Below are 25,231 nucleotides of genomic sequence, written 5' to 3' on the forward strand. Positions count from 1 at the left end.
ACCTACGTGCCGAAGTACATTTCGGCGTGATGAGGCGGGTGTGCTCTGGGGGGGTCTGAGGTGCAAAAAAGTTACAGGCTTTTGCGCACTATAAAACGGCATCCACCCACGCTGGAAAAGGCAGCGTTACCCATACCCCGGTCCATGCCCCGGCTACGGCACAGGCGGCCACGGTACATGCGGCCGGGGCGATTGCTTCCGGGACTACTCGTTCATTTTGCGCTTGAGATCTTCCATCATCTGGTCGACCTCGGCGGTATCAACATCCTCAGCCTTGGGGGCACTCTGGCCGGATGAGGCCTTTTTACCCGAGGCGCCGCTGGTATCCTCAATGTAGAGGCGGCTTTTCAGGTTTTCCAGCATTTCATCGGCGCTGCCCCCGGACCCGGCTTCAAGGGCGGCAAACTGCTGCTCCAGGGAGGTGTTGGAGGGACCGTCAAGCTCCTTCAGGGCATCTGCCTCGGCTTCAATCTGGTCTACCCGGGCCTCCATACGGTCGAAGGCCTCGAAGGCTGATGACTGGGAAATACCGGAAAGCTGATCCTGGATCCGCTTCTGGGCTTCCGCCCGGCGGCTGCGGGCCAGGAGAAGATTCTTTTTGCGCTGGGCTTCTTCGATACGCTGCTGGAGACCCCGCAGGGCATCCTTCAGCTTGGCCACAGACTCGTGCTGGGCCTCCCACTGCTCTTTGTATTTCTCCGCGTCGGATTCACACTGCTTTTTTTGAAGCAGGGCTTGTTTTGCCAAACCCTCGAAGTGGGCTGCCCGGTCCGGTTCCTTCTCGGCCGCCCGGACGGCAAGGATAGCCTTGCGCTCCCATTCCTTCGCCTGGTTGAGCATCTCCTGCATCTGACGCTCAAGTTTTTTCTCGTCTGCTATGGCCCCGGCCACACTTCGTTTCGACTCAATGAGCTGCTGATTCATCTCGGTGATGAGAGTGTTCAACATTTTTTCGGGATCTTCGGATTTACTGATTAACTGATTAAGGTTCGCGCTTATGACCCGCTTCAGTCTGCTAAAAAGGCCCATCTAATGTCCTCCTCAGGAATGCCTGTACTTAGATAATACCGGGTAGTGCTGGGCAATGGCCAGCCCGATGGCGTCCATTGATGCCTGAAACTCTTCCAAGTCCATGGTATTCAGCTCTAGGGTGTCCATTATTACAACATAATGATCTTCCAAGGCGTAGGCACCATGCACAAGATCGAGATTGAACCGCAGCAGGGTCTCAAAGAGTTCGCTGAGTTCCTGGCGGTCCCCAGGGGGAAGCTCCATTAACCGGCATCGGATGGTAACCAAGGACTCATCCACAAAGATGATGATCTGGTTTAAACCCTTGTCAGGATCGTTTACCAACCACACATCCTCACTTACCTGCTCGCTGGTAATACCCAGGGTTACGAGATAGCTTTGTATTCTATTATTTGCGTTATTCACAAAAGCCCCTTTCAGGATTGGTTTCCGGATAACCTCGAGGCCTATGATACCACGCTATCCAAGAAAAATCTGTCCTGAATTATCGATTGCCAGAATGGTCTTGCAGTTCGAGCAGCGAAAGCGCCCGGGTTTGGAGGCTTTGAGCTTGGTAGAACAGATCGGACAACGGAAAATCTTGGGAAAGGCATCAGAGGCTTGGCTGGAGGCGCCCTTCTTGAAGAAGTCCACCGCCTCATCAATATTATCTTTTATGTTGAAGAACTGGGAGAATCCAAGCAGCTGAAACACCTCGTATACCTTGGGCTGAATCTCCAAGAGGACCAGGTCTCCGCTTCGAGGCTTCACCGCCTTCAGGAAGGCAGTGAATGATCCGATTCCCGTACTGGAAACGTAGGTGAGGCCGTTACATTGGAATATTAGTTTGGTGAATCCGGTTTCGATAGCGCGGTTGACCCGTTTCTGAAAAAAGTTGGAGTTGTAGGTATCAATATAACCGTTCAGGTAAAGAACCAAGACCCCTTCCGCGCCTTCTATTTTCTGAAGCCGGATTTTAAGGCTTTCATCCTTCTCTTCGTCAAACCCTGGAACTATTTCGTTATTACTGCTCATGACTCCCCACTCTATTCGGTGAATTCATTCTATTCATCGGGATTTTCTTTGTCAAATCATTCGTTCAACTTACAGTATCGGCATACTACTCTTATTACTATAATCCCTGTCCAGCAGAAATTATAGCTCCATTTAACAGATTAGCGGGATTTTTTACCAGGAGGCGGATTAATTCATCCAGGTCCTCAGGCTTACCGGGCTCACCCTGGGGCAGATGACGTCTGGCTTGGGCAAGCAATCCCGGGCTGTAGTATTCCGTGGCGATGTATCCCGGACAGATTACATTGCAGCTTACTCCGAATTCTGCGGCTTGGCTACTCACTGATTTCGCCAACACCCCCAGGCCGGCTTTTGCCGCTTGATATACCGCGGTCTGCCGGTAGCCGTTTATACGGTCCGCCCCGGTTCCCCCGAACAGGAGGATTCTACCGAACCGGCGCTCCATCATCCCCGGGAGAACCGCAGAGACTAGTGCTCCGGGAAGCGCCAGGTTAAGCAGGGTAATGTGCTGCCAGTCCCCGGGGGCGGCCAGGGTGAGGGGGCCGTGGAGGTAGGGGCCGAAGGCACAAATCAGAATGTCCCATTGAGTAAGGGGGCCTGTTTCGTCCTGAAGTTGGGCGATGGTTTGTTCGGGCGTTCGAATCTCCATAGATACCACTGATAACCCCTGAACCCCAGCAAGCTCGGGACGGGATTTGGGTCTACCCAGGGCGGTAACCTGACAGCCCAGGTCTAATAGGGTATGGGTACAGGACAGGCCGATGCCCCCGGTGCCGCCGATGACCAGGGCTTTTTTGGTTTTCCATGTGGTTTCTTGACCCGGCATGGTTAGCATCATACTATGAAAGAAGCCATGTGTGCACAGGAGGTTGGTATGAAGCGGTCCTCGGGAGGTTTTTTTTGGTTTACCGGGTTGTTGTTAACCCTGGTTTTGGCCCAAGGGGCTGCCCAGAGCCAGGAGCCGGCGGAAGATCAGGGCGAACCCTACGACAGGGTGTATGTTTCCCGGGATTTACGGGATTTTTCCCGGGCCCTCTACGATCCTGAGGGCAGTGATTTTTCTATTGATCCCCAGGGCCGATACCTGATTATGGGGACGGTTTCCACGGTTACGGTGATTGATCCTGCGCCGGAGAGCTACTACACCGAGGTGGAGATTATTCAGGCGGAACGGATGCCGGATAATGAGCTGGAGCGCTTTGACGGGATTATTGCGGTCTTCGATTCGCGGTTCATGGATCTGATTCCCCAGCGGGCGCCCATGAACCCCGGGCCCGAGTTGATTGTCCCCAACCGGAAGGGGCTGTTCCTGGTGGAGTATTACGGTCCCTACGAAATGGGGGGCGGGGTTCTCATCCCGGTTTTCGTTTTATTGGAATACCAGGGGTTATAGGAATGATCCCAGGGCGCAACACCCCTTCGGTACCCACTGTGTATCTCAGCTCCGGCAGAATCATAGACGCCGGCGGTGTTTGGGCCGGCGGAGAGGGTGTATCTTGAACCGCTTGTCAGGGATGCTCCTGCTTTTTTCACGGGTGTTTGTGGCGCGTATGGTGGCAGTCCTGGCGGGATTGGCTATTCTGATTGTCGCCGATACCCTGGGGCTCATGTTCCTGGGGCAGGCCTGGGGTGCCTACGGGGCTCTGGGATGGTCCGGGTTGGCGAGTCTATTGATTACGGTTTTGGTGATTCTCCGGCTTCAGGCAGCCCGGGCGTTGTTGCTGGAACGGCTGAAGGCCGGGCAGCTGTCTTCGGGCATCCTGTACCGCTACATCGGGCTGGCAGTGGTGGTGATTCCTGCCATTCTGCCCGGGCCGGTCTCCCTTGGACTGTGTCTTTTTTTATACATTCCCGGGATGCGATGGCTGGTGGGCAGGCTGGTGCTCGGGGCGCGCAGTGATGTGCGCCGAGCCCTGGTGCAGCATTTGGCTGCAGACCACCACGAGGCGGGATAGGTTCGGGCCTCGTTTGTCCGGAGCTTTTCCCTGTTCCGGACCATGTCTCTGATTCTGTCCCTGTTCCAGAACATGTCCTTATGTAAGGGTATTGGATCCATGGGAGTCTGGTTCTTGATTGTCCGGTCATCCGGCTCATTACCCAACAGATCGCAGGTAAGCCGAGCGTAGTGCGCAAAAGGTTGTAACATTGCATCCCGGCAACACCACCCATGGGTGGACTGACTGATTGCTCCACTATATCTGGTGTCGTTTACAACCTTTTGCGCACTACGTAAGCCTAGCCAGCGCTTTCCCTCGAAATACACCCTATTGCTCGAGCATAGATACCCGTGATAATCCTATCGGCGGCGAAACACCCGTTCCATGAGGACCAAAAATCGGAACCAGGGCAGATGGATTCCGGTAAACACGAGCAGGGGATTACGGTACCACTCCCGAAGGAATTCCCGGCCGTTCCGGAAACTGATCCTGCTTACCCGGGGGGTGGTGCCCAGGGTCATGTTGAAAAATTCCCGGGAATAAATCTGAATACCCGAGTTGAGCCGGGTTCGTCGGCGGTATAGCCATTTGTTCTCGCCCCGGGGACCATCCCCCACCAGCAGTAGGTTCGGTGAGGCTTTTCGGATGGCCATACAGATATTGGTTTCCATCTCCCGGCTGTAGCGGCCCATAAAGCGGCCGACGATGCGCGCTCCCGGGAAGGTTTGGCGCAGGTTTGATTCGATCTGGCTGATCGCCGTGGAGCTGCCGCCGAGAAGGTACAGGGTACCCCGGCGCCGTTCCAGCCAGCCCAGTACGGATATGATTGCATCGAAGGGATAGTACCGGGCGGGCATGGGGCGCCCTAGGGCATGGAGTCCCCGGGTAATCTCTTTGGATACGGGAAGGACCAGGCTGGCAGCCTCAAGGGTTTTCCGGTAGCTGCGATCCCGCCGGGCCCGCAACAGGTCCCGGGTACGGAGAAACACGATCTGAGCCGGTTCCTGGCTGTCCATGAGACGATCCAGGACGGCATGAAAATCCTCCTGAAGAACACAATCCACCGGGATGCCGAGTATTCGTGTTCTCGTAATGAGTGTCCGTTGATTTTGATTTATCGATAGTTTATCTGCCACCGCGTAACCTCTCCACAAATTGCCTTGATTGCTCCCAGGGCGGCTACCACTGCTGTTTCGCAGCGGAGCACCGAGTTCCCCAGGTAGCCGGGTTGCCAGGAATGCTCCTGGAGCAGCCGGCGCTCCCGGGGTGATATACCGCCCTCGGGACCAAAGAGCAGATACACCTGCTCCGGCAGGGGACAAAGATAGTCGTGAAGGCCCTCTTTTGCAAGCATTGTCTCATGAAAATAGATGCCCAGCGCGCCATCTGTCGGGGTCATAATGACCCTTTCCAATGCCGCAGGATCCTGTAATTCCGGTATGCCCGGAGAACCGCTTTGCTGCACCGCCTCCTCTATGATCCGCCGGTAGCGTTGGCTCTTTTTCGCCCATCCCCGGGCATCCGGGTCGGGAATACTCCGGTCGCAGAGAATGGGCCGGATGGTCGCAACCCCGAGTTCGGTGGCCTGGCGGATGACCTGATCCAATTTCCGCGCCTTGGGATACCCTACCCAGAGGTGAATCTGAGGGTAGCCTGGGTGTCCGCCGAGCCTGCGGTCCAAACCGGGCTGGTCAAGAGCCTGTTCGGAATCACCCTTAGGGGAGGGTGACTCATCGGGATTGGCGGAGGGCAGGTCCCGATCCTCCTCAGTGCTGGTCCGGGGGGTGACCTCCCCTACAAGGCGGTCCTCGTAGATTTCAATGATGCGCAAGCTTCCCTGCTGGGGCTGAGACGGTGAGGGGACTAATACCGGAATGATCGTACCGACCGCGTACCGTCGTACCCGGACCAGGTAGTGATAGTCTTTTCCGGTGAGATACACCGTTCCCCCGTGGTCCGGCGCCTGGGGGAGTATGAACTGTTTCATTGCGGACTGGACAGGGCCGGCAAGGGAAGGCCGTGGCCTTGGCTGAAGTCAGCGTCCAGGGGCTCCCGGGATTCAATGATTTCACGCATTTCCCGGGGGTCGGCAATGAGTTCCAGGGCTCGCCGGAGGACCAGATCAAATTCAAGGTCATATACCGAGGTGGTGTTAGTCCTCCGCTCGAATTCCCGGCGGATAAGGCGCCTGATGAGCCTATCAGACAGGGAAATGTCGTACTCGGAATGCAGAGTTTCTAAAAACTCGCTAATCCGGGTCGGGCTGGGATCCGGGTTGTCGTCCAGGAATTGCTGAATACGCTGTTCCTCCGTCAAGCGGATAAAATCTTCCTCTTCCTCCCGGGTGAGGGCCGGTTCGCTCAATTCAATATCGGGGGCGATACCAACCTTATCGATGTAGACATTTCCCGGGGTATAATACTTAGACATCGTCAGCCGGAAACCCTTGGATCCGAGACTATGAATCTGCTGGACCGAGCCCTTTCCGTAGGTGGTTTCCCCGATCAAGACGGCCCGACCGCGGTTCCTCAAGGCTCCGGCTAGGATCTCTGCCGCCGAGGCAGTTCCCTGATCGACCAACACCACAATGGGCATGGTATCCGGGATAAGAGAACCGGGTTCAGCGACAAATTGATTGTTTTCCCGGGCAACCCGCCCCCGGGTTCCCACAATGAGGCCGTCGTCAAAGAAGAGATCGGCAGTATCCACCACAGCGGTTAACAATCCTCCTGGGTTGGTCCGTAGATCAATGATCAGCCCCTGAATGTTCTGATTCTTCAGGTCTTGCAGGGCCTGGGCGACTCGGTCATCCGTGGCCGGGGTAAACTGAATAATCCTCAGGTATCCATAGTCCCGGATGGGTTCATACTTAACCGTGGGTATTTCTATGATGGCCCGGGTAAGGGTGACATCAAACTGGGCTGTTTCGCCCCGTAGGATAGAAATGCGTACTTCCGAGCCCGGTTCGCCCCGGAGTCGGTCCACCACCTCGTCGATGGTAAGCTCCTCGGTAGAGGTATCCTCGATGGCGGTAATTAAATCACCGGGCATGAGTCCTGCCCGGAATCCGGGGGTATCTTCAATGGGAGATACGATTTCCACAAAGGGGCGGATCCAGGGTTCATCCTCAGGGGGGATAACCTTATTGATGTACAGCCCCACCCCGCCGAATTCTCCACTGGTTGTATCGCCAAGCTTCCGCATTTCAGTCTCGTCGAGAAACATGGAGTAGGGATCATCCAGGCTCTCGAACATTCCCTTGAGAGCGCCGTCGATGAGGGTTTCGGTATCAACCTCCTCGACATAGCTGTTCTGAATGAACTGCATCACCTGACGCAGCACCGTCAAGGCTTGGTCGTCAGCGGAGGAACCGCTCTGGGACCGTGCGCCCTGGGCAATGCCTTGGGCGGCTGCCACGAATAGAATAAATAATACACAGGCGAAAAATCCGACTGCCGTCCAAAGCCGGCGCTTAGTGGTAGGTGATGTACTCATGAATCCATGGTAGCACATGGAGCACTCCGGCTCAATGTATGCTTAGTGCGCAAAAGGTTGTAAACTACACCAGATATAGCGGAGCAACAGACATCTCTATCCTTAGGTGGTGTCGCCGGGGCGAAAAGTTACAACCTTTTGCGCACTATAGAATATATGCATCCCCGGGCTGCCGTGCAGGTCCGGCGGGGAGCTAAAAAAAAACGCCGCGGCCCGAAGACCGCAGCGGTGTGGTTGCTGCTCTTATGCCTTGTAGGCCCGCAGCATCCAGAGGGTTTTCTCGTAGCGGCCGATAAATCCGGCCATCAAATCTACGGTGCCCTGGTCCTTGGCCTCCTCAGCCAGGGTAAGGATCTCTCGGCTCTGCTTGAGCATGGCGTTAAAATCACCTTCCACAATATCCACCACTTCAGGACCCTTTACCGCCTTGCTGGGCAGTTCGGAAAGGGTTGCTGATGCCATAAAGTCCTTTAGACTCGCCAGGGGGCGGTATCCCAGGGTTAAAATGCGCTCAGCTACCTCGTCCAGGTCTTCCCCGGCCAGATCATAAAACTCCTCAAGCTTGGCATGGAGGGAGAAAAAGTTCTGTCCCTCTACATTCCAGTGCAGATTGTGCAGTTTTATATCCAGCACACCGAGGTTTGCCAGGTAGGTATTCAGGGCCTTAACCACACCCTGGATTTTGTCGTCAGAAAGCCCAATTACTGATGCACTCATACTACGTCTCCTTTTGATAAATCAGTTTTGTATTCAGTACAATTATATATTAATAACAATTTTCAGTTGCGTCAAGGTAATTGGGGGTAGAGTGAAGTAGCTCAGGGCTCCGGGGACGTATCCGGTTGCCCCGGCTTGGTATCGGCTATGCATAGAGTGCACAAAAGCTTGTAACATCCCCATCCGCGGCCCTATCCGGGGGTCAAACCCGGGCAGCTCCGCTATATCCGGTGTGATTTACAAGCTTTTGCGCACTACCCATGGGGCCGGTTTATCCGAAGAAAACCCGGGCTTAGGCGCTGCCCAGGCAGGAGGGGCAGAATCCGTTGAAGTGAACCGAGTGATCGTGTACCTCGAATCCCTGCAGATCCGGTAATGATAAGAGGCTCATGCCAACGGATATATCAAATACGTTCCCGCAGGATTCGCATTTAAAGTGGGCGTGGGTTTCAGGGTTATAGAGATCGTACCGGTTTTCCTTACCTTCGATGGTGATAACCTCGGCGATATGGCGTTCCACGAAGGTTTTTAGGGTATTATACACCGTGGTTTTAGAGAGGCTGGGGATGTCCCCCACCAAATCCTGGTAAATCTGTCCGACGGTGGGATGGTTGTGGTAGTCCATGAGGTATTCCAAGATCCGCTTGCGAGGATAGGAGGGACTCAGATCATGGTCCCGGAGCACGGACAGGGCATCCATGGAATTATCCTCGGGAGGGTCCTTATCAGCATCGGTTCGGAGGTTATGGTACCTGTTAGCATCCAATTTTGTATTCATTACATTAATATAATACTACCAAGATGCGGGGCAATCAAGCCGGCTGTCCCGGAAGTAGTGGTGCGGGGCGATCTTTTATGGTTGCAGTTTTGGCAGCCCGGGTTGAGGCTTGTTGGGGGTGCCGGTTCCCGGTGGGCTCTTAGTTACCCTTCGGGATTACCGTCCCTGGGACTCTTCATGGGTCCCTCCCTGAAACTCTCCCTCGAGCGCGCCACCCCCGAATCAGGAGCCGGCATCACCCTTGGACGCATCACCCTTGGACGCATCACCATTCTCACGTTCTTTACCGTCCGCGCTGTCCTCATCGGTCCCGGCCCGATGGGCTAACTGCTCTTCCAACATTCCCAGGGGAGGATCGGGGTCAACCTCTTCATACCCGGTGTTGATATTGTACAAGCGGTCGGCATACTCGGCCTGGGTCATGGTGTACCCCTGGTCTGGGTCCTGTTCGTCTTCCAGGCTCTCGGGGAGTACATCATCCTGGAGGGGATACACAAATACCCGGCTCCGGCGGTTAGGGTCGTATTTTTTCTGTTTGCTCTCGGGGAGATCCGCAGGGCCGGCCTGAATGAATCCCAGGTTTTCAAACCAGTCGCTGGTCTTTGTGGTTAACACGAACACCCGCTCCAGGCCTAGGCGCCGAGCCTTACCGATGAGGTAGCTCACGATCTTCTGTCCGATTCCCTTGGTGGAGAACCCCGGATCCACTGCAATACCCGCAATCTCTGCGGAATTATCCTCGTACCGGTGCAAGGCGCCGCATCCCCGGACCGAACCGTCGGTAATGTAAACCACGAAGTCCTGGTGCAAACGCTCCAGTTCCTGCTGATCCCGGCGCACGAGAATCCCCTTTTGAATATTGGGCTCCATGATATCCAACACCCCGGGTATATCATCAGCCTGCATATCCCGAATGGACTCAAAGGGATCGCTGTGCACCATGGTACCGAAACCCATGGTACTGAAAATTTCCTTGAGAATTACCCCTTCAATGCTGCCGTTTATAATATGCACCCGTTCTACACCATTGCTGGCGGCCCGGGCTGCCAGGTCGATGAAGAGGTAGTCCAGGGTCTCGGTGAGCTGGGTATTCAGTTCCAGGAACTCCCGGGCTGCGGGGACCGAAAGACGGGTGATGTTCCCAGCGTTGGTAACAACCCCCTCTTCGGGTAGACGGTAGCGATCCGCCGAAAGCTCCACCGAATCGGTGAGGAAGAATAGTTTTTCAGCCTTGAGTTGCTCGGCCAGATAGGTTGCCAGCTCCAATGAGCTGATATTGTATGGATTTCCTGTGGCGCTCCAGCCGATACAGGGGAGAATGGGCACCATCCCGTCTTCCAAGACCTTCTCCAGGAGCCGGACATCTATTTTACTTACCGCCCCGGTCTCCTGGTAGTCCACCCCGTCCACGACCCCGATGCTCCGGGCCCGCACCCAGCTGCCGATAACCGAATCAACATGAAGGCTGGATAGCTGGGTCATGAGTTTGTTGGCCACATCGAAGGCAGCCATCTTTATAAAGGGCATGTCCTCCCGGGCAGAAATACGGACCCCCAGATGCCTCCGGGACTCGTGGCCGTAGGCCTCCAGCACATCATCGATATGCCGCCCGGCTCCGGGCACCAGGAGAATCTGAATTCCGCTCTTATGCAGAATCCCAAGATCCCGGACCAGGGAGGGGAACCGGGGATCGTCAATGATGGCCGAGGAAATCATGATGACAAAGCGCTTATCAAAAAAGCGCTGGGCATACATGAAAACCTCGCGGATCAGGTCTACCTGACCCTGTAGAATACTTTCTTCCATAGGTTACTGGTAATTAATATACACCGGCCTGGGATCCAGACTCATGACCTCTTGGGGACTCATGAGGGGATCATCATACCCCTTATCCTTCCAATCCTTGGGGTAAAACAGCTTGAATCCTTTTAACGGCATATTCTCCGCCTCTACAATATAATTCCAGCTGTACATCTTCAAGGGCGGCGGGCCGAAGCCGTCGGCGTTATGGACCAAATCCACCCGCTCAAAATCAGACCGGACCAACTCCCGCTGGGTTATCATCTTCCGGTTGAATTGATGGACGATTAAAAACTTTCTGCCAGGAATCTCCTCCTGGATCAGATAATCCTGAATCATCTGCTGGGCCTCATTGACCTCCTGGGCGGAAACCCAACCGATCTCCTTTCCGGGCACCAGGGTAGACCATTCAGGATCGATGGCCAAATGAACCTGCTCGTACCGCAGCCAGGGCAGCATCTCTTTAACACTCTCCTCCACACTGAACTTTCCCAGTTGATGGTCCAGAATCACCAGCATGTCATGCTCGGCAGCATAATCCACGTACCGCTGTATAATAGAGGGAGCCAGCCGTCCTACGTTGGCATCGGCCCATACCGTAGCATAGATCAAGTGGAAGGCTGGGCGAACCCGGATATCCGGGGCCAGGGCCTGATATTCCTGGGCAACCTCCCGGAGGCGTTGGGCCGTCCGTTCGATGGACTGCTCCCCTAGAATCCCCATGAAGCTGGAATGAGGGTTCCCGTAGAATCCCAGAACCATGGAATCATCGAAGATGCTCGTAAAGGTCTTGTACTCTTCTGTTCCAGGTGATTCCAATGCCCCTGCATCCTGAGCCGTCCCCGGCTGACCCCGGTCACCCCCCGGCTCGTAGCCCTCTGACCGGTCCTCAATGCCCACCCCCTCCTCGCCGGGGAGGGACTGTTCGGACTGTTCCGGGTGTATCGGTCCTATTGATTGTTCTCCGGGCTGGGTTGCACCCCCATCCTCGGAACCGGACTGGGCTAGTGCCGGATTCTCAATCTCCGGCCCCTCCAGTTCCACCGGGCTTCCGTCCTCCTGGGATAACACCAGTACCGGACTGACAACCCCCAGAATAATAAGAAGACCCGCTATAAAGAGCCGCATAGGCTTGTGGATATCCTGCTGTTCAGTGCTCATGAAAACTCCGTCTTGCTCCAATAGTGAGTTTGCCTCATACTTGAGGAGTCATGGTTACTAGGAATGTCGGCATACCAGGAGTTTTCCTCAGCCCCAAAACCCAGGGATACACCCTATTCTGGGTTCTTTGGGCCGTGTTTTTACTCAACGCATGTTCCGTAGATCCCGCAGTTCAGCTAAACCGCATCGAAAGCCGCCTAACAACCATGGCCGAACTACGAAGCTACGAATATATCTACCGAGAGATTCTCTATTTCGGGGAACAGGAACGCTTTCTCGGTTTCATTCCCACAAAAAATCGACAGTTTCTCTTCAGCGTGAACCTCCACGTCTCTGCCGGCGTAGACCTTACCCAAGCGCGGGTCCGGCTGAATTCCCAGGACAATCCTGAACTGCTCCTACCCGAACCCCGCATTCTCTCCATCGATGCGCAAGAGGATTCCCTTCGACAGTACTTCTCCCAGGACCTTGGGGGAGGTCTCCAGCTTCTGGAGCTCAGTGATTTGCTCGACCAGGCCAAGGAATCCATCCAGGCCGATGCCGTGTCCCGGGGCATCCTGAACCAAGCCAGGGCGGAGGCTCAGGACATCCTTTCCGGGCTGGGAAGATCCCTGGGGTTTGAGCACATCCAAATCACCTGGTTGAAACCGGAAAATTCAGAGTCCGCGGAGCAGCCCCATGAGTAAGACTCCCAAAGAACCAAGACAGCAGTCTCCGAAACAGAAGGCCCCGCCCCGGGAGAACCGGAAGCCGCGGTTCCGGGTCTTCCGGTTTTTCGGTCGGCTGCTCTTCTCCAAGGTATTCTGGATACTGATACTTGCAGCCCTCCTGGTCCTCGGGTTTCTGCGCCTCTTTACCCCCTACCTCGGCCCGGCCCTGGTGCCCTCGGTGTCTCTGTTTAGCCGGAATCAGCACATGAGTACCGATGGACTCTTGGAAGAGATCCGCAGCCTGGATGAGCTGACCATCCTCGAATACCTGCACAAAGCCGTGTTCCCCTACGATTTTTTTGCCCCGGGAATCACCATCCCGGATATTTCCGAGAAACTCCGGACGGACCGGTCGGGCCGGACCCTGCGGGAGGTCCTGAGCGCCGAAGAATGGCAGACCCTGGAGGCCTATAACCTTGCCAGATTAACGGGGTTTGATCCCGGACTCTCCGGACGGCCTTTTCTCGTGGTTACCCTGGTATACCGCTACGGGTATAACCTCAAGGAACCGGGAATAATAACCATCCGGGAAAACCCGGGCGAGCAAACCGACTTTACCGTTTCCCTCCCGCCGCCCCGGCTTCTATCCATGGAGATAGAGGATCCCAGCCGCACCAGCTACCCCTACCCCGATGTGACCCTGGGAGTGCAGGAATGGAAACAGATCAGCAGCTTTATTTCCGGATACAGCCCCGGACTTCCCGATGAGGAAGCCGTCTTGCAAAGCGCCAAGGAATCCCTGACCCAGGTAATTACCGGGTTTCTTCCCGGAGACCTTGACTTCCGGGTCGAACTAACTACACCTTAGGTAGTGCATAGAAGGTTGTACACGACACCAGATTTCGTTGCATAGCCCGGAAATCAAGCCAGGGATGGTGTCGTCAGGGTGAATAGGTACAACCTTTTGCCCACTAATTGACCCTTAGAACCCTCGGTACACCCTGGGAGCACAGGGCCAGGTTCCCGGCAGGGCAACCTACTGCATTGACTTTTATGTATAGGGACTTTACATTACAAGAACTATCTAGTATATTCATATATAGAATTTTCAATATATAAGGACGGTAACAGTATGACACAGCAACTAACCAAGGAAGAATTTCTTGAAAAGGTTTTTAATTTCGAAGAAAAGAAGGACTGGGAGTATCAGGGCGATAAACCGGCCCTTATCGACTTCTACGCCGATTGGTGCGGCCCCTGTAAAATGGTAGCGCCCGTACTGGAGGAGATCTCCGAGGAATACGGCGATAAAATGCATGTATACAAGGTGAACACCGACGAGCAGCAGGAGCTCAGCATGGCCTTCGGCATCCAGAGCATCCCCAGCCTGCTTTTTATCCCCATGGGAGAGAAACCCCAGATGGCTCAGGGCGCCTTACCCAAGGAAACCCTGCTCCAGGCCATGAAGGAAGTATTGAAGGTTGAATAGACCCACCCTGTGCCGGCCTCTCGGGGCCGGCATACCCCGTTTTTCCTTCACCCGGTCCCCCGGACACCGCGGTCTTGCCAAAATCCTGGATGATCAGATAGACTACCGCCCATGAACGACGAACCTCCATCGAGTAGGGAGAATTCCCGATGACAACACATATTCTTGTGCTTGTCCTCCTGCTCGCACTCTCCGCATTCTTTTCCGGGACGGAAACGGCATTCACCAGCCTTTCTATGATTCAAATACAGCAAATCAAAAAACGGTACCGTAATCGCGGTGCCCTCATTGAACGGCTTCACAACCAGGCGGATACCCTTCTGGCCACGGTTCTCATCGGCAACAACCTGGTGAATATCGGAATGTCGGTGATCTCCTCGGAATTAACCATCCGTCTCTTCGGCTCCACGGCCCTGGGCATTACCACCGGCGTGCTTACCATGGCCATCCTGGTGTTTGGCGAGATCATTCCGAAACAAACCGCCATCTTAAATAACGCCTTTATTTGTATCCATACCGTGCGGATTATCTACCTGCTCTCCATTATATTTCGGCCCCTCATCTGGCTGCTCTCGGGTCTCAGCAGGATCATCTCCCGCCTCAGCCCGAAAAATCCCCGGACTCACCTTACCCTGGACGGAATTCTACACATGGTAAAACACGCCGAAAATATCGGCATATTGGAGAACTACCGCACCAGGATGGTGAAGAGCATTTTCCGGTTCAACGATGTAAGCGTCCATGCCATCATGACCCACCGGACCAAGGTGTTCAGTCTTCCCGCCTCTCTACCCATTTCCGAGGCCCTGCCCCTAATCACCGAGGCAGGATATTCCCGGATTCCAGTGTTTGGAAGGGATCAAGAGCAGATCTTGGGTATCGTATTGGAAAAGGAAGTAATCCGCGCCCTTAATGAGCCTGAAACCACCCTAAAGGATCTCATGATGCCCCCGGTGGTGGTGCCGGAAAGCTGGAAAATCCACCGGGTCTTTACCAAGCTCAAGGCTGAGCGGCTTAATCTTGCCATCGTACTGGATGAATACGGGGGATTAGCCGGGGTCGTTACCATGGAGGATCTGGTTGAGGAGATTATCGGCGAACTCTACGATGAGAATGAAGAGAAGGAGGGCAGCCGGGTAACCCGGAATGCCAGCGGTTGGTATACCATCCAGGGTGACACCCCCCTCCATGTCCTGGAAGATATTGTCGGCATAGAGTTTCCTCACGACCGTTCCATCGAAACCATCGGCGGATACCTGGCCGACCTGGCTGAGGAACTCCCGAATCCGGGAACCTCGATACCCACTGATGCGGGTACATTTATCATCGACCGGATCAGCCGGAAGCAGATCCTCTCGGTCCGATTCCGCCCCGGTACTGATGCCGATGAGACATAATGGTACCGGGCTGCCGGATTTCTGGCTTCCCTGGAGTCCGAGGCACGCCCCCTGGGGTTAGGAATCCCCGGGCTCCGGGCTTATCGACATCTTTATAAAAAACATGAGAGCCAATCGCAAAAATCGCCCGCAATTGACACTTTTTTTTTAACTTTTTTCTTGACAAAAAACTGGGTCATAGATTATATTACGCGCCGTTAGGACTTCTTCATTTAAAAAACTGTTCATTGTTTTTGTAACCGTACATCACATTGATTGTTTCCTACATGAACAGACTCGTTGCGATGGCTCGCATTGAGCTGCAACAAACCTCCTTTTTGTGTATCCGGCCTTGCCGTTGAGCAGTGGCTAGGGCCGGTATGTTTGACGATTCCCCTCGGGTTTACCTCCTTTCCCGAGGGGTTTTTTTATCGTAATTCATATTCCCAGCCGCGCCGGAGTCGATTGACGGTTCCTTGCCCCTGGGCTACTATTCCTGCCATGAGTAAATATCCATTTCATGACATCGAACGTAAATGGCAGGCAAGGTGGGAACGAGAACAAACCTTTGCCGTATCGGAAGATCCCTCGGTTCCTAAAGCAAAGCGGAAGTATGTTCTCGATATGTTTCCCTATCCCAGCGGAGCCGGACTGCATGTGGGTCATCCCGAGGGCTACACTGCTACCGATATTTACTGCCGCTACCTTCGAATGACGGGTCATCAGGTTCTGCATCCCATGGGTTTTGACTCCTTCGGCCTTCCTGCCGAAAACTATGCCATTAAAACGGGTACCCATCCCAAAATCACCACAGAACAAAACATCAATAAATTCCGGGAACAGATTAAACGCCTGGGGTTCTCCTACGACTGGAACCGGGAGATTTCGACCCATTCCTCGGACTACTATAAGTGGACCCAGTGGATTTTTCTCCAGCTCTATAAGAAGGGCCTGGCCTATGTGGCTGAAATTCCGGTTTGGTACTGTGAGGCTCTGGGAACGGTTCTTGCGAATGAGGAGGTGATTCAGAGCCCCGAGGGTCCCCGAAGTGAGATCGGCGGACATCCCGTGGTTCGGAAACCTCTGCGGCAATGGATGCTCAAGATCACCGAATACGCTGAACGCTTGCTTTCGGGTCTGGATGATTTGGACTGGCCGGAGTCTATTAAGGCAATGCAGCGCAATTGGATCGGAAAATCAGAGGGCGCGAACGTACGCTTTCCCCTGGCGGATAATCCCGAGACGGGGATTGAGATTTACACTACCCGCCCGGATACCCTCTTCGGCGCCACCTACATGGTCCTGGCCCCGGAACACCCCCTGGTTCAGGAGATTACAACCCCGGAGCAGAAGAAGGAGATCGATGGGTACATCCAGCGGGCTGCACTTAAAAGCGATTTGGAGCGGACCGAGTTATCCAAGGAAAAAACCGGCGCCTTCACCGGAGCCTATGCGATTAATCCCGTAAACGAGGCAAGGATTCCCATCTGGATTTCTGATTACATCTTGATTTCCTACGGTACCGGAGCAATCATGGCCGTACCGGCCCATGACGAGCGGGACTTTGAGTTTGCCCAGCGCTTCAACCTGGAGATTATCAAGGTGGTCGCCGATCCCCAGGATCCCGATGCCGCCCTGGTTGAGGCCTTTACCGATACGGGGATCAGCGTAAACTCCGGGCAGTTCTCCGGAAAACCCACCGAAACAGCCAAGGAAGAGATCATTCAATGGTTGGAGCAGGAGAAGATCGGATCCCGGGCGGTGAACTATAAGCTCCGCGACTGGATATTCAGCCGCCAACGGTATTGGGGAGAACCGATCCCCCTGGTTATCGGCGAAGACGGAGATATACAGCCCGTGGCCGAAGAGAACCTGCCCTTAACCCTACCGGAGGTGCAGAGTTACAAGCCCGCCGGCACCGGCGAGAGTCCCCTGGCAACGGTAACGGATTGGGTGCAAACCATGATGCCCGACGGTTCCGGGCGCCCGGGAAAACGGGAAACGAACACCATGCCCCAGTGGGCCGGCAGCTGCTGGTACTACCTGCGGTACCTAGACCCCAATAATCAGGATGTCTTCGCCGCCCGGGACAAGATTGACTATTGGATGCCCGTCGATTTGTATGTCGGGGGTGCGGAGCATGCGGTGCTCCATCTGCTGTATGCACGGTTCTGGCACAAGGTGCTTTTCGATATTGGGGTGGTGAACACTGATGAACCCTTTATGCGCCTGGTAAACCAGGGCATGATCACCTCCTACGCCTTCCAGCGGGGAGACGGCACCCTGGTGCCCACCGATGAGGTATCCGAAACCTCCCCGGATCAGTGGATCGAGACGGCTACGGGCAAACCCGTCGAGCGGGTTATAGCCAAGATGTCCAAGAGCCTGAAAAACGTTATCAATCCCGATGAGATTATCGAACAGTACGGTGCCGACAGCATGCGCCTCTACGAGATGTTCATGGGCCCGCTCCGGCAGTCGAAACCCTGGAGCACCCAGGGCCTCATCGGAATCCACCGATTTCTGGACAGGATCTGGCGGCTCAGCGAGAGGCCGGTAACCCATGAACCCTCCCCCGCGGAGCTTCAAAAGGTACTGCATAAGACCATTAAAAAGGTAGGCGAAGATACCGCCAACCTGGACTTTAATACCGCCATCAGTCAGATGATGATCTTCATCAATGAGGCGTTTAAGACTGAATCTCTCCACCGGGACGCTTGGGAACCCTTTGTTCTGGTATTAGCCCCCTATGCCCCCCATCTGGCGGAAGAATTGTGGGAGCGCCTGGGTCATACCGAGAGCTTGGCCTACCACCCCTTCCCGGAATACCAGGAAGAGCTTACCAAGGACGATCAGGTAACCCTGGTACTCCAGGTTAACGGGAAGGTCCGCAGCAAGGTAGAGATAGCCGCCGGTACCCCGAAGGAAGAACTTGAACCCCTGGCCCTGGCCCACGAGCGGGTTCAGGAATATACTACGGGAAAGACCGTCGTAAAGGTGATTACTGTTCCGGATAAATTGGTGAATGTGGTGGTGCGGTAAAACCATCCCCGGTTAGGAAGGCCCGATACCCGCGTATCGGGCCTGTTTTTTTTCAGCCTTTGCTGGTATGATTAGAATACTATGGAACAGAGTCAGGATTTTCTTACTACCCTTCAAGGGGCGGTACAGCAGAAATATGCCCACACTGCTAATATTACCGTCCCGAAACTCAAGGAAAACTTTCATTCCCTGGAGAGTAACTTCCGAAGTTTGCTTTCCCTCTGTCAACGCAAGGGTATTCTCAGAGAAGATCCTTATAAAAAAGAGCGGCAGATCTCCGAGGTTCAGGCCCCCCGGGATGAGATGTTTCAAGAATCCTACAAGGAAGATGAGCTTGCCATCCGGTTATCGGAATTCGACTCCCAGCTGGATTTTCTCAATCATTACACCTCCTTCGCCCTGGAAACCATGAACCTCAAGGAACTCAAAAGCCTGGTGAGTATGGTTCGTTTTATCCGCTGGACTGAGTTCTCCACCAATTCCACGAAACCCACCACCCGTCTCCTGGCTGAGGTGTTGGAGAAGATCCGGAAGGGCAGTGACTCTATGGCAGCGGGAGCGGTTAATTCATCCCTGAACCAATGTGCCAAAAATGCCAAGGAAGTAACTGAAGCCCTCAAACAGATTACCAACCTAAAACGCGAAGAATACAAGCTGGAGATACGGGAACGGATTCTCAGCCAGTGGGATATGGGAACCGCGATGCCCCACGACCTGTTCATTAAGGAAGTAAAACGCGCGTACACCGGGGCCGGGTTCATCCAGCCCTTTTACGGCGAGCTTGTTGAAGAGATTTACCAAGAGGATTTCGACGAGAGCAGGGAAGACTTCCGGAAAAAGGTATTCTCCCGGCTGGAGGTTCCCCAGCGCCAGGTCGCCGAGCCGGTTAAACAGGATGTTCTCAAGGAGATGCTCCTGGATGCCCTACGCGCCCTGGGAAATGCCAGCCGTCATCTGGAAATATCGGTTCAGAAGCTTAAGGAAAACAGCGCCATCCTTGAAAACCGACCCCGATCCTTCATGGAGCGATTCAGGGAGTGGATCATCCAGCTTTCCAGCGGTAAGGCGAAGGACATCGTGTACGAGGTGGAGTTTATCGATATAACAACCTCCGCCCATACGACCCGGCAGATTCAGTTTTCAAGCTTCATTGCCAATCTCGACCGGAAGGCCCGTCTGCTGACCGGCATCATCAATAAGCAGAGCTCGGCCTACCAAAAGCTGCGCATGGCGGATGAGGACCAACTGTACACCCTGTTGGAAAAAAACCTCTCAGACCTCATCGAAATACATAAGAACCTAGATGCCCTGGATACCTTTTTTAAGAGCGAGGTATCCCGGTTAAACCGGGATCAAATCCGAGGTATTAAAAACGAGCTTTCTGCCATTAAAAACAATATTCATCAGGCGAGCCAGCGTAAACACGAATACATCGCCAAGCGAGAAGAGATAGAACAGCTGCGGAAACTCGGCATTTCTCCGGTTTCCGGGGGATCTACCGGATCTCCGGGTGCACCAAGTTCATCGGGAACCGCCCCGCCCACCGGTCCACCCGTTTGATCCACCTCTAATCCAGCAGGTAGTGCACAACGGAGGGTAAGCCACATTTGGTGAACCGGTACTGCCTGGTGGCCGGCCCCAGGGGCAGCGCCGCCCATGGAGAACGTTCCAGGCATTTGCGCACTACAAAAACCGTACACCAACCCAAGTACTCACTAGGGAAACTACAGCCAGTTGAGGATCCAGGCCCTAGGCTTGAACATAGCGGCCCAATACCCGCAGGTCTTCCGTATGGTTCCCCAGTTCTGTTAGGGCATCCTGAAACACTCCCGGGTCTTGGGGCCGGCTCAGATCCAGGTAAAACATGTAGGTCCAGGGTTTGCCATGAATGGGGCGGGATTCTATCTTCTGCAGATTCACCTTCCTGTCGGATAGGACCTTCATGGCCTCTAGAAGTGCCCCGGGCCGGTCGGGGGTGGAGAAGACAATGCTCGCTTTGGTGGGGGAAGGGCTGTCCGGAACCTCGTTCCTGGCGATTATCACAAATCGAGTATAATTAACCGGATTGGTTTCGATACCTTCTTTCAGCACCTGGGCCCCGTAAATGGCCGCAGCCAGGGAGTTTGCAATAGCTGCAGACTGCTTGGAGCCCTCCTTCATAATCATGGAAACCGAGCCGGCAGTATCGTAGTGGGGAATCCGCGCCCAGGACGGCCAGGTATTCAGATAGCGCTCGCATTGCAGCAGTCCCTGGGGATGGCTGTACACCCTTTTGATGTCCTCCAGGGTGGAACCGGGCACTCCGATGAGGCTGTGCTGAATTCTAATCTTTGTTTCCCCGATGATTTTTATGTCCCGGTATTGCAGCAGAAGATCGTAGTTTTCATGGATGGAGCCGGTAAGGGCATTTTCGATGGGGAGCAGCCCCCGTTGAACCTCTCCCTTCAGGACAGCCTGGAACACATCCTCAAAGTGTTTACAGGGCACGGGCTGAGCGGAATCGAAGCCGAAGAAGCGTCCCAATGCCATCTCGCTGTAGGCTCCGCGTTCACCTTGGAAGGCCACCCGCGGTACGGAATTCTCCGAACTGCCCGGGGCGGTCCCACCCGAGGCCCCCGCCGCACCCGGTGATGCAACCACCACCTTGGGTCTTCGGTTTAGTTCCTTGCCGAGGACCGGGCAGAGGGCTTGAATGTCCCCCGAAAGCTTTTCAAACTGTTCGGGGTATAAACTCTGGGCTCCATCACTGAGGGCTTCTTCGGGGTTCGGATGGATTTCTACGATCAATCCATCGGCTCCGGCTGCCACCGCCCCCAGAGCCACCGGCAGCACCTTGTCCCGTATGCCGGTAGCGTGACTGGGATCGACAATCACCGGCAAATGGCTCAACTTTTTTACCACCGGTATAGACGAAATATCCAAACTGTTCCGGGTGTAGGTCTCAAAGGTTCTTATCCCCCGTTCGCACAGGATGATCTGATCTGTACCATGGGCCATCAGGTACTCCGCCGCCATGAGCCATTCCTCAATCCGGGCGGCTGCACCGCGTTTGAGGATAACCGGCATACCCATTCCACCGACGGATTTTAGCAGCTCAAAGTTCTGCATATTCCGGGCGCCGATTTGGAAGCAGTCAACGTACCCCCGCATCATGGTCAGGTGCTCAGCAGAGACTACCTCGCTGACCACCGGCAGCCCCAGGGATTCGCCGGCTTTTTTTAGAATCTCCAGGCCCCGCTCTCCCAGCCCTTGGAACGCATAGGGACTAGTTCTGGGTTTGAATGCCCCGCCCCGGAGCATCACTGCCCCCGCATCGGCAGCGGCCTCCCCGGCCCGCATCATTTGATCTTCACTCTCCACCGCACAGGGGCCGGCAATGAGAGATACCCGGCCGGCACCGATCCGTACCGGTCCCACAGATACCACGGTATCCTCGGGCTTAAACTCCCGACTCACCAGCTTGAAGGGCTTTGTGAGGGGTACCACCCGCTGAACCCCGGGAAGCACCTCGACCTCCCGGACATCCAGGGTGGAGGGCCCCACCGCACCGAAGATGGTTTCCTCTTCACCGGTTATCTCCCGGATCTGATATCCCCTGCCCTGCAGAAAATCCCGTAAAAAACGCTTCTGATCGGGACTAATGTGCTGATTTAATACGATGACCATTGGTGGAGTGTATCACGAAGCAGCGGTGGCTGGAATATCCTCCCCACCCCCTGGCGGTTACTCTCCCGTCCGGAAAACCACCTCGCTGCCCCGCCGAGACATGAACCGGGAGAATTCCCGGGCCAGGACCGACCGGAAGTTCATAATCAGGCGTACATAGCGTTGGGTGGACTCCGGGGTTTGGCCGTTTTTGACGCGGTACAATCCCGCGTTGTACACTGCCAGGGCCTCCTCCATAGAATCGGTTACAGAAACACACCAATCCAGATGACGAATCCCATGAAACACATTCACATCGATATTGAAGAAATCGTCCGGCCGCAGATGGGGAAAGCTCAAATTGTTCAACTGGAAAACCCCCCGGTCGTAGGAACCGGGATTTGCATTCACTGCCTCAGGCAAAAACCGGCTCTCCACATACGCCAGGGAAAAACTCACCAGGGCCGGAATATGGTAACGATCCGAATAATACAGGGTGGTCAGGGCCACCTCCTCGGATCCTGTCAGATCGATGAAAAAATCGATAACCAAATCCCGGGTATCTGGATTCCGGTACAGGGCCAGGGCCGGATTCGGCTGGCTCAGGTACGGCTCCAGATTGATGGGGATGGTAATATCGTCCATCCAAATGGTTTCCTTACTCGGTATAACCATGGTGACCAATCTGCTCTTTCGATACAAGCGGTGCTGGGCTTGATACTCGGTCAACGGGGTACGGAATACCGCCGGAATGATAGAACTGCCTGTAAGCAGAAAGGGGAGGATGAATAGGCAAATAAAACGAAATAACCCGGAACGAACCATAAAGAAAGCCTCACCTCATACAATCATAACAGAGTACAAGGATACTCTGCATATGATTCCAATTCAACTTCCCACACTTCCGGTGATGCGCGGTATTCTCTCGGGCCTGGTTGTACTCTACGGGCTGAGCCTGGCCTCCACCCATACCCGGCAGGGCTTCGGGATCTTTGTACTAACCGCAGGCCTGCAGCTGGTACGGGAACTGACACCCTTGAGCAGCCATCCGGTGTTCTTTTCCCTGATTGAAGGCGTGGTACTCATCCTCCTGCTCCTGCCCATGGGAAGATATTCCCCGGATATCCGGAGACATCTGTTGATAAGCCTGGTTGCCTACCTTGGTCTTGGAATAGCTTCCGGGCCGGGTTCGGCCCTCCACCAGGTTCTGGTATTCCCGGGCTTTCAGCTGAGCCTCCTCATTATTATGCATACCCGAATCCGAACCGAGCGCTACCAGGATCGACTGCACCTAAGCCAGATGAATCAAACCCTCAGCCTGATGAATACCACCCTGAGGTCCATGGGAACCCTCCTGGACGGCGGCAAGACCGGCGCTGAACTGTACGGAACCATTCTCAGCGGTGCCGTAGAACATGTGTACGCCGATGCCGGAATTCTGTTCCTGGTAGAAGACGGTCAGCAGGGTATCCTCCGGGTCGAGCAGACCCGGGGCCGCCCACCCCTGCTCCAGGAAATCACCCCCGTGGGCAACTCCGAAGGGGCTGACTACTACAGGGCGGAGGATCTATTTCCTGCCTCGGCCCCCTATATCCAGGAAGCGATACAGGAGGGTGTAACCCGATGGCACGTCCTGCCGGGGCAGCCCAAGGGCTGCCGTGTTATTGGGTTGAGTCCCCTTCTGGTGGATCAGAAGGTCTATGGGATCATCGTGCTGTTTCAGTTCCGGTCGTCCCGCATCCCCCGGGATCATCAGCGCAGCCAGTATAACCAGTATATCTCCCACGCAGGGATTACCCTTGAAACGGTGTTCTCCCTCTGGAAGGCCCAGGAGCTCCGGCTTCACACCGCTGAGGGTGATTATATCGGCCAGGCGCAAAAGCATCTGCTCCCCAAAGCCCTCCCCCCCGCCCCGGGGGCCGAGTACGAGGTTCTTTCCAGACCGGCCAGGGGTGTTCATTCCGACTACTGGGACGTATTCCCCGGACCCCAGGGCAATACCGCCTTTTTGGTGAGCGATATAGCCGGAAAGGGAATGTTATCTACCCTTACCATGACCATCATCCGCGGCACAGCCAACCTCATCGGCGGCAGTGAACGTAAGGCCGGGGAGGTGGTTACCTGGCTGAACCGTGCAATTACCAGGCGGTTAAAACTGGACCGCTTCGCAAACCTGGTGTACCTCAATCTGCAGCCAAGCCTCGGAACAGTAGAATGCGCCGGAACCAGTCACCAGAATATGATGATTTACCGCTTGGAAACGGGGTCCATTGAGACGGTCACCAGTGACCAGCCTGCCCTGGGCATTGATCCCGGTACCGAATACCTCAGCACCAGCGTCCCCGTGGATAGCGGCGACATCATACTAGTGTATACCGACGGAGTAGTGGAGAGTGTGAATCCCCAGGGCATTCAATACACCTCGAGGAACCTCGCCCGTCTGCTGGTGGAGGCCCATCACTACCCGGTTCGGGCGATTCGGGAGCGGATACAGGAGGATTTGCTGCGCTTTGAGGAGGGGGCAGGGAACCACGATGATCAGACCCTGGTGGTTATTAAGGTTAAATAGCCCTCGGGCTCTTGAGGAATGCAAACTGCAAGGGAGTGTACGGAGGGTAGTACCCAACACCGGATAGACTGGGGGTGCCTGTAATCCGGCTCCAGAGATAGCGATGTCCCTGGGCAACCCAACAATCCTTTGTGTAGTGCGCACGATAAACAATCTAAGGAGGAAGGCCATGGAACTATCACTCCGGAAAGCCGATGAAATCTACATTATCGATGTAACGGGCGAGCTGGACCTGTATAACACCAGCCAGCTCACCGAGCTGTTCCAAAAACTCATGGAGCGCCGTGTGACCCGGGTAGTAATCAATATGGCAGCCGTCAGCTACCTGGATTCCAGCGGGGTGGGTGCCTTGATCACCATCTATAACCAGGTGCAGCAGAAAAAGATTCGGTTTGCTATTTCTGGGGTCGGCGGATCCGCCCTACGGGTTATGGAGCTTACCCGCCTGACCGCGTATTTCCCTATGAAGGCAACCTGGGAAGAGGCGTTAGAATCACTTAGAAATTCCTAAATACACCAAAAAGGA

At 54.8% G+C, this 25,231-nt stretch carries 23 protein-coding genes; 10 read left to right on the forward strand and 13 right to left on the reverse strand.

What is annotated here, in order from left to right:
* Positions 1-204 precede the first annotated feature (204 nt).
* From DC28_RS08025 to DC28_RS08040, 4 genes are all read right to left on the reverse strand, one after another.
* Positions 205-1,029: a PspA/IM30 family protein gene (locus DC28_RS08025; protein WP_037547624.1), complete on the reverse strand. Its 825-nt coding sequence runs from the start codon at positions 1,027-1,029 to the stop codon at positions 205-207.
* Between the two features lie 12 nt (positions 1,030-1,041).
* A complete protein-coding gene (locus DC28_RS08030) occupies positions 1,042-1,437 on the reverse strand; it encodes a type III secretion system chaperone family protein (protein WP_037547626.1) in 396 nt (131 codons plus the stop codon).
* Positions 1,438-1,491: 54 nt separating this feature from the next.
* Positions 1,492-2,046, reverse strand: a complete 555-nt coding sequence (locus DC28_RS08035) for an STAS domain-containing protein (protein ID WP_037547628.1) — start codon at positions 2,044-2,046, stop codon at positions 1,492-1,494.
* Between the two features lie 97 nt (positions 2,047-2,143).
* Entirely contained in the window at positions 2,144-2,872 is a 729-nt protein-coding gene (locus DC28_RS08040) for an SDR family NAD(P)-dependent oxidoreductase (protein WP_052078623.1), read from the reverse strand.
* Between the two features lie 48 nt (positions 2,873-2,920).
* Between DC28_RS08040 and DC28_RS08045 the strand changes: the two genes are divergently transcribed.
* Positions 2,921-3,439 carry a hypothetical protein gene (locus DC28_RS08045; protein ID WP_037547630.1) on the forward strand — a complete coding sequence of 173 codons (519 nt, stop codon included), beginning with the start codon at positions 2,921-2,923 and terminating at the stop codon, positions 3,437-3,439.
* 103 nt (positions 3,440-3,542) lie between these two features.
* Complete coding sequence (locus DC28_RS08050; RefSeq protein ID WP_156104629.1) at positions 3,543-4,001, forward strand: hypothetical protein; 459 nt, start codon at positions 3,543-3,545, stop codon at positions 3,999-4,001.
* 341 nt (positions 4,002-4,342) lie between these two features.
* On the opposite strand, the gene DC28_RS08055 is transcribed toward DC28_RS08050, so the two are convergent.
* The 7 genes from DC28_RS08055 to DC28_RS08085 form a co-directional block, all read right to left on the reverse strand.
* Positions 4,343-5,119 (reverse strand): WecB/TagA/CpsF family glycosyltransferase, encoded by a 777-nt coding sequence (locus DC28_RS08055; RefSeq protein WP_156104630.1) that lies wholly within the window; start codon positions 5,117-5,119, stop codon positions 4,343-4,345.
* Positions 5,098-5,970 (reverse strand): RsmE family RNA methyltransferase, encoded by an 873-nt coding sequence (locus DC28_RS08060; RefSeq protein WP_037547635.1) that lies wholly within the window; start codon positions 5,968-5,970, stop codon positions 5,098-5,100. The genes DC28_RS08055 and DC28_RS08060 overlap by 22 nt, the downstream gene beginning before the upstream one ends.
* Entirely contained in the window at positions 5,967-7,478 is a 1,512-nt protein-coding gene (locus DC28_RS08065) for a S41 family peptidase (protein ID WP_162180214.1), read from the reverse strand. The genes DC28_RS08060 and DC28_RS08065 overlap by 4 nt, the downstream gene beginning before the upstream one ends.
* Before the next feature lie 243 nt (positions 7,479-7,721).
* Entirely contained in the window at positions 7,722-8,195 is a 474-nt protein-coding gene (locus DC28_RS08070) for a Dps family protein (protein ID WP_052078626.1), read from the reverse strand.
* 292 nt (positions 8,196-8,487) lie between these two features.
* A complete protein-coding gene (locus DC28_RS08075; protein ID WP_052078627.1) occupies positions 8,488-8,973 on the reverse strand; it encodes a Fur family transcriptional regulator in 486 nt (161 codons plus the stop codon).
* Positions 8,974-9,195: 222 nt separating this feature from the next.
* On the reverse strand, positions 9,196-10,779 hold the full coding sequence (gene argA, locus DC28_RS08080; RefSeq protein ID WP_052078628.1) for an amino-acid N-acetyltransferase: 1,584 nt from the start codon (positions 10,777-10,779) through the stop codon (positions 9,196-9,198).
* 3 nt (positions 10,780-10,782) lie between these two features.
* Positions 10,783-11,934 carry a hypothetical protein gene (locus tag DC28_RS08085; RefSeq protein ID WP_052078629.1) on the reverse strand — a complete coding sequence of 384 codons (1,152 nt, stop codon included), beginning with the start codon at positions 11,932-11,934 and terminating at the stop codon, positions 10,783-10,785.
* A gap of 50 nt (positions 11,935-11,984) precedes the next feature.
* On the opposite strand from DC28_RS08085, the gene DC28_RS08090 reads away from it, so the two are divergent.
* The 6 genes from DC28_RS08090 (at position 11,985) to DC28_RS08115 (ending at position 20,051) form a co-directional block, all read left to right on the forward strand.
* Positions 11,985-12,620, forward strand: coding sequence for a DUF4230 domain-containing protein (locus DC28_RS08090; protein ID WP_037547638.1), 636 nt, complete (start codon positions 11,985-11,987; stop codon positions 12,618-12,620).
* The gene (locus DC28_RS08095; protein ID WP_037547641.1) at positions 12,613-13,452 is read left to right on the forward strand and encodes a DUF4230 domain-containing protein; all 840 of its coding nucleotides are present in this window, start codon (positions 12,613-12,615) and stop codon (positions 13,450-13,452) included. Before DC28_RS08090 ends, DC28_RS08095 begins: the two co-directional genes overlap by 8 nt.
* A 243-nt stretch (positions 13,453-13,695) precedes the next feature.
* Positions 13,696-14,073: a thioredoxin gene (gene trxA / locus DC28_RS08100; RefSeq protein WP_342585332.1), complete on the forward strand. Its 378-nt coding sequence runs from the start codon at positions 13,696-13,698 to the stop codon at positions 14,071-14,073.
* 149 nt (positions 14,074-14,222) lie between these two features.
* Positions 14,223-15,470, forward strand: coding sequence for a hemolysin family protein (locus DC28_RS08105; protein ID WP_037547645.1), 1,248 nt, complete (start codon positions 14,223-14,225; stop codon positions 15,468-15,470).
* A gap of 480 nt (positions 15,471-15,950) precedes the next feature.
* Positions 15,951-18,491, forward strand: a complete 2,541-nt coding sequence (gene leuS / locus DC28_RS08110) for a leucine--tRNA ligase (protein WP_037547647.1) — start codon at positions 15,951-15,953, stop codon at positions 18,489-18,491.
* Between the two features lie 81 nt (positions 18,492-18,572).
* Positions 18,573-20,051, forward strand: coding sequence for a hypothetical protein (locus DC28_RS08115; protein ID WP_037547649.1), 1,479 nt, complete (start codon positions 18,573-18,575; stop codon positions 20,049-20,051).
* A 189-nt stretch (positions 20,052-20,240) separates the two neighbouring features.
* On the opposite strand, the gene aroF is transcribed toward DC28_RS08115, so the two are convergent.
* Positions 20,241-22,157: a 3-deoxy-7-phosphoheptulonate synthase gene (aroF, locus tag DC28_RS08120; RefSeq protein ID WP_037547651.1), complete on the reverse strand. Its 1,917-nt coding sequence runs from the start codon at positions 22,155-22,157 to the stop codon at positions 20,241-20,243.
* A 57-nt stretch (positions 22,158-22,214) separates the two neighbouring features.
* Positions 22,215-22,865 carry a transglycosylase SLT domain-containing protein gene (locus tag DC28_RS08125; RefSeq protein ID WP_162180215.1) on the reverse strand — a complete coding sequence of 217 codons (651 nt, stop codon included), beginning with the start codon at positions 22,863-22,865 and terminating at the stop codon, positions 22,215-22,217.
* A gap of 148 nt (positions 22,866-23,013) precedes the next feature.
* Between DC28_RS08125 and DC28_RS08130 the strand changes: the two genes are divergently transcribed.
* Complete coding sequence (locus DC28_RS08130; protein WP_037547654.1) at positions 23,014-24,705, forward strand: PP2C family protein-serine/threonine phosphatase; 1,692 nt, start codon at positions 23,014-23,016, stop codon at positions 24,703-24,705.
* A gap of 169 nt (positions 24,706-24,874) precedes the next feature.
* On the forward strand, positions 24,875-25,216 hold the full coding sequence (locus DC28_RS08135; protein WP_037547655.1) for an STAS domain-containing protein: 342 nt from the start codon (positions 24,875-24,877) through the stop codon (positions 25,214-25,216).
* The last annotated feature ends 15 nt before the right edge of the window (positions 25,217-25,231 follow it).

This window comes from Spirochaeta lutea, from assembly GCF_000758165.1.
GTDB lineage: Bacteria > Spirochaetota > Spirochaetia > DSM-27196 > Salinispiraceae > Spirochaeta_D > Spirochaeta_D lutea.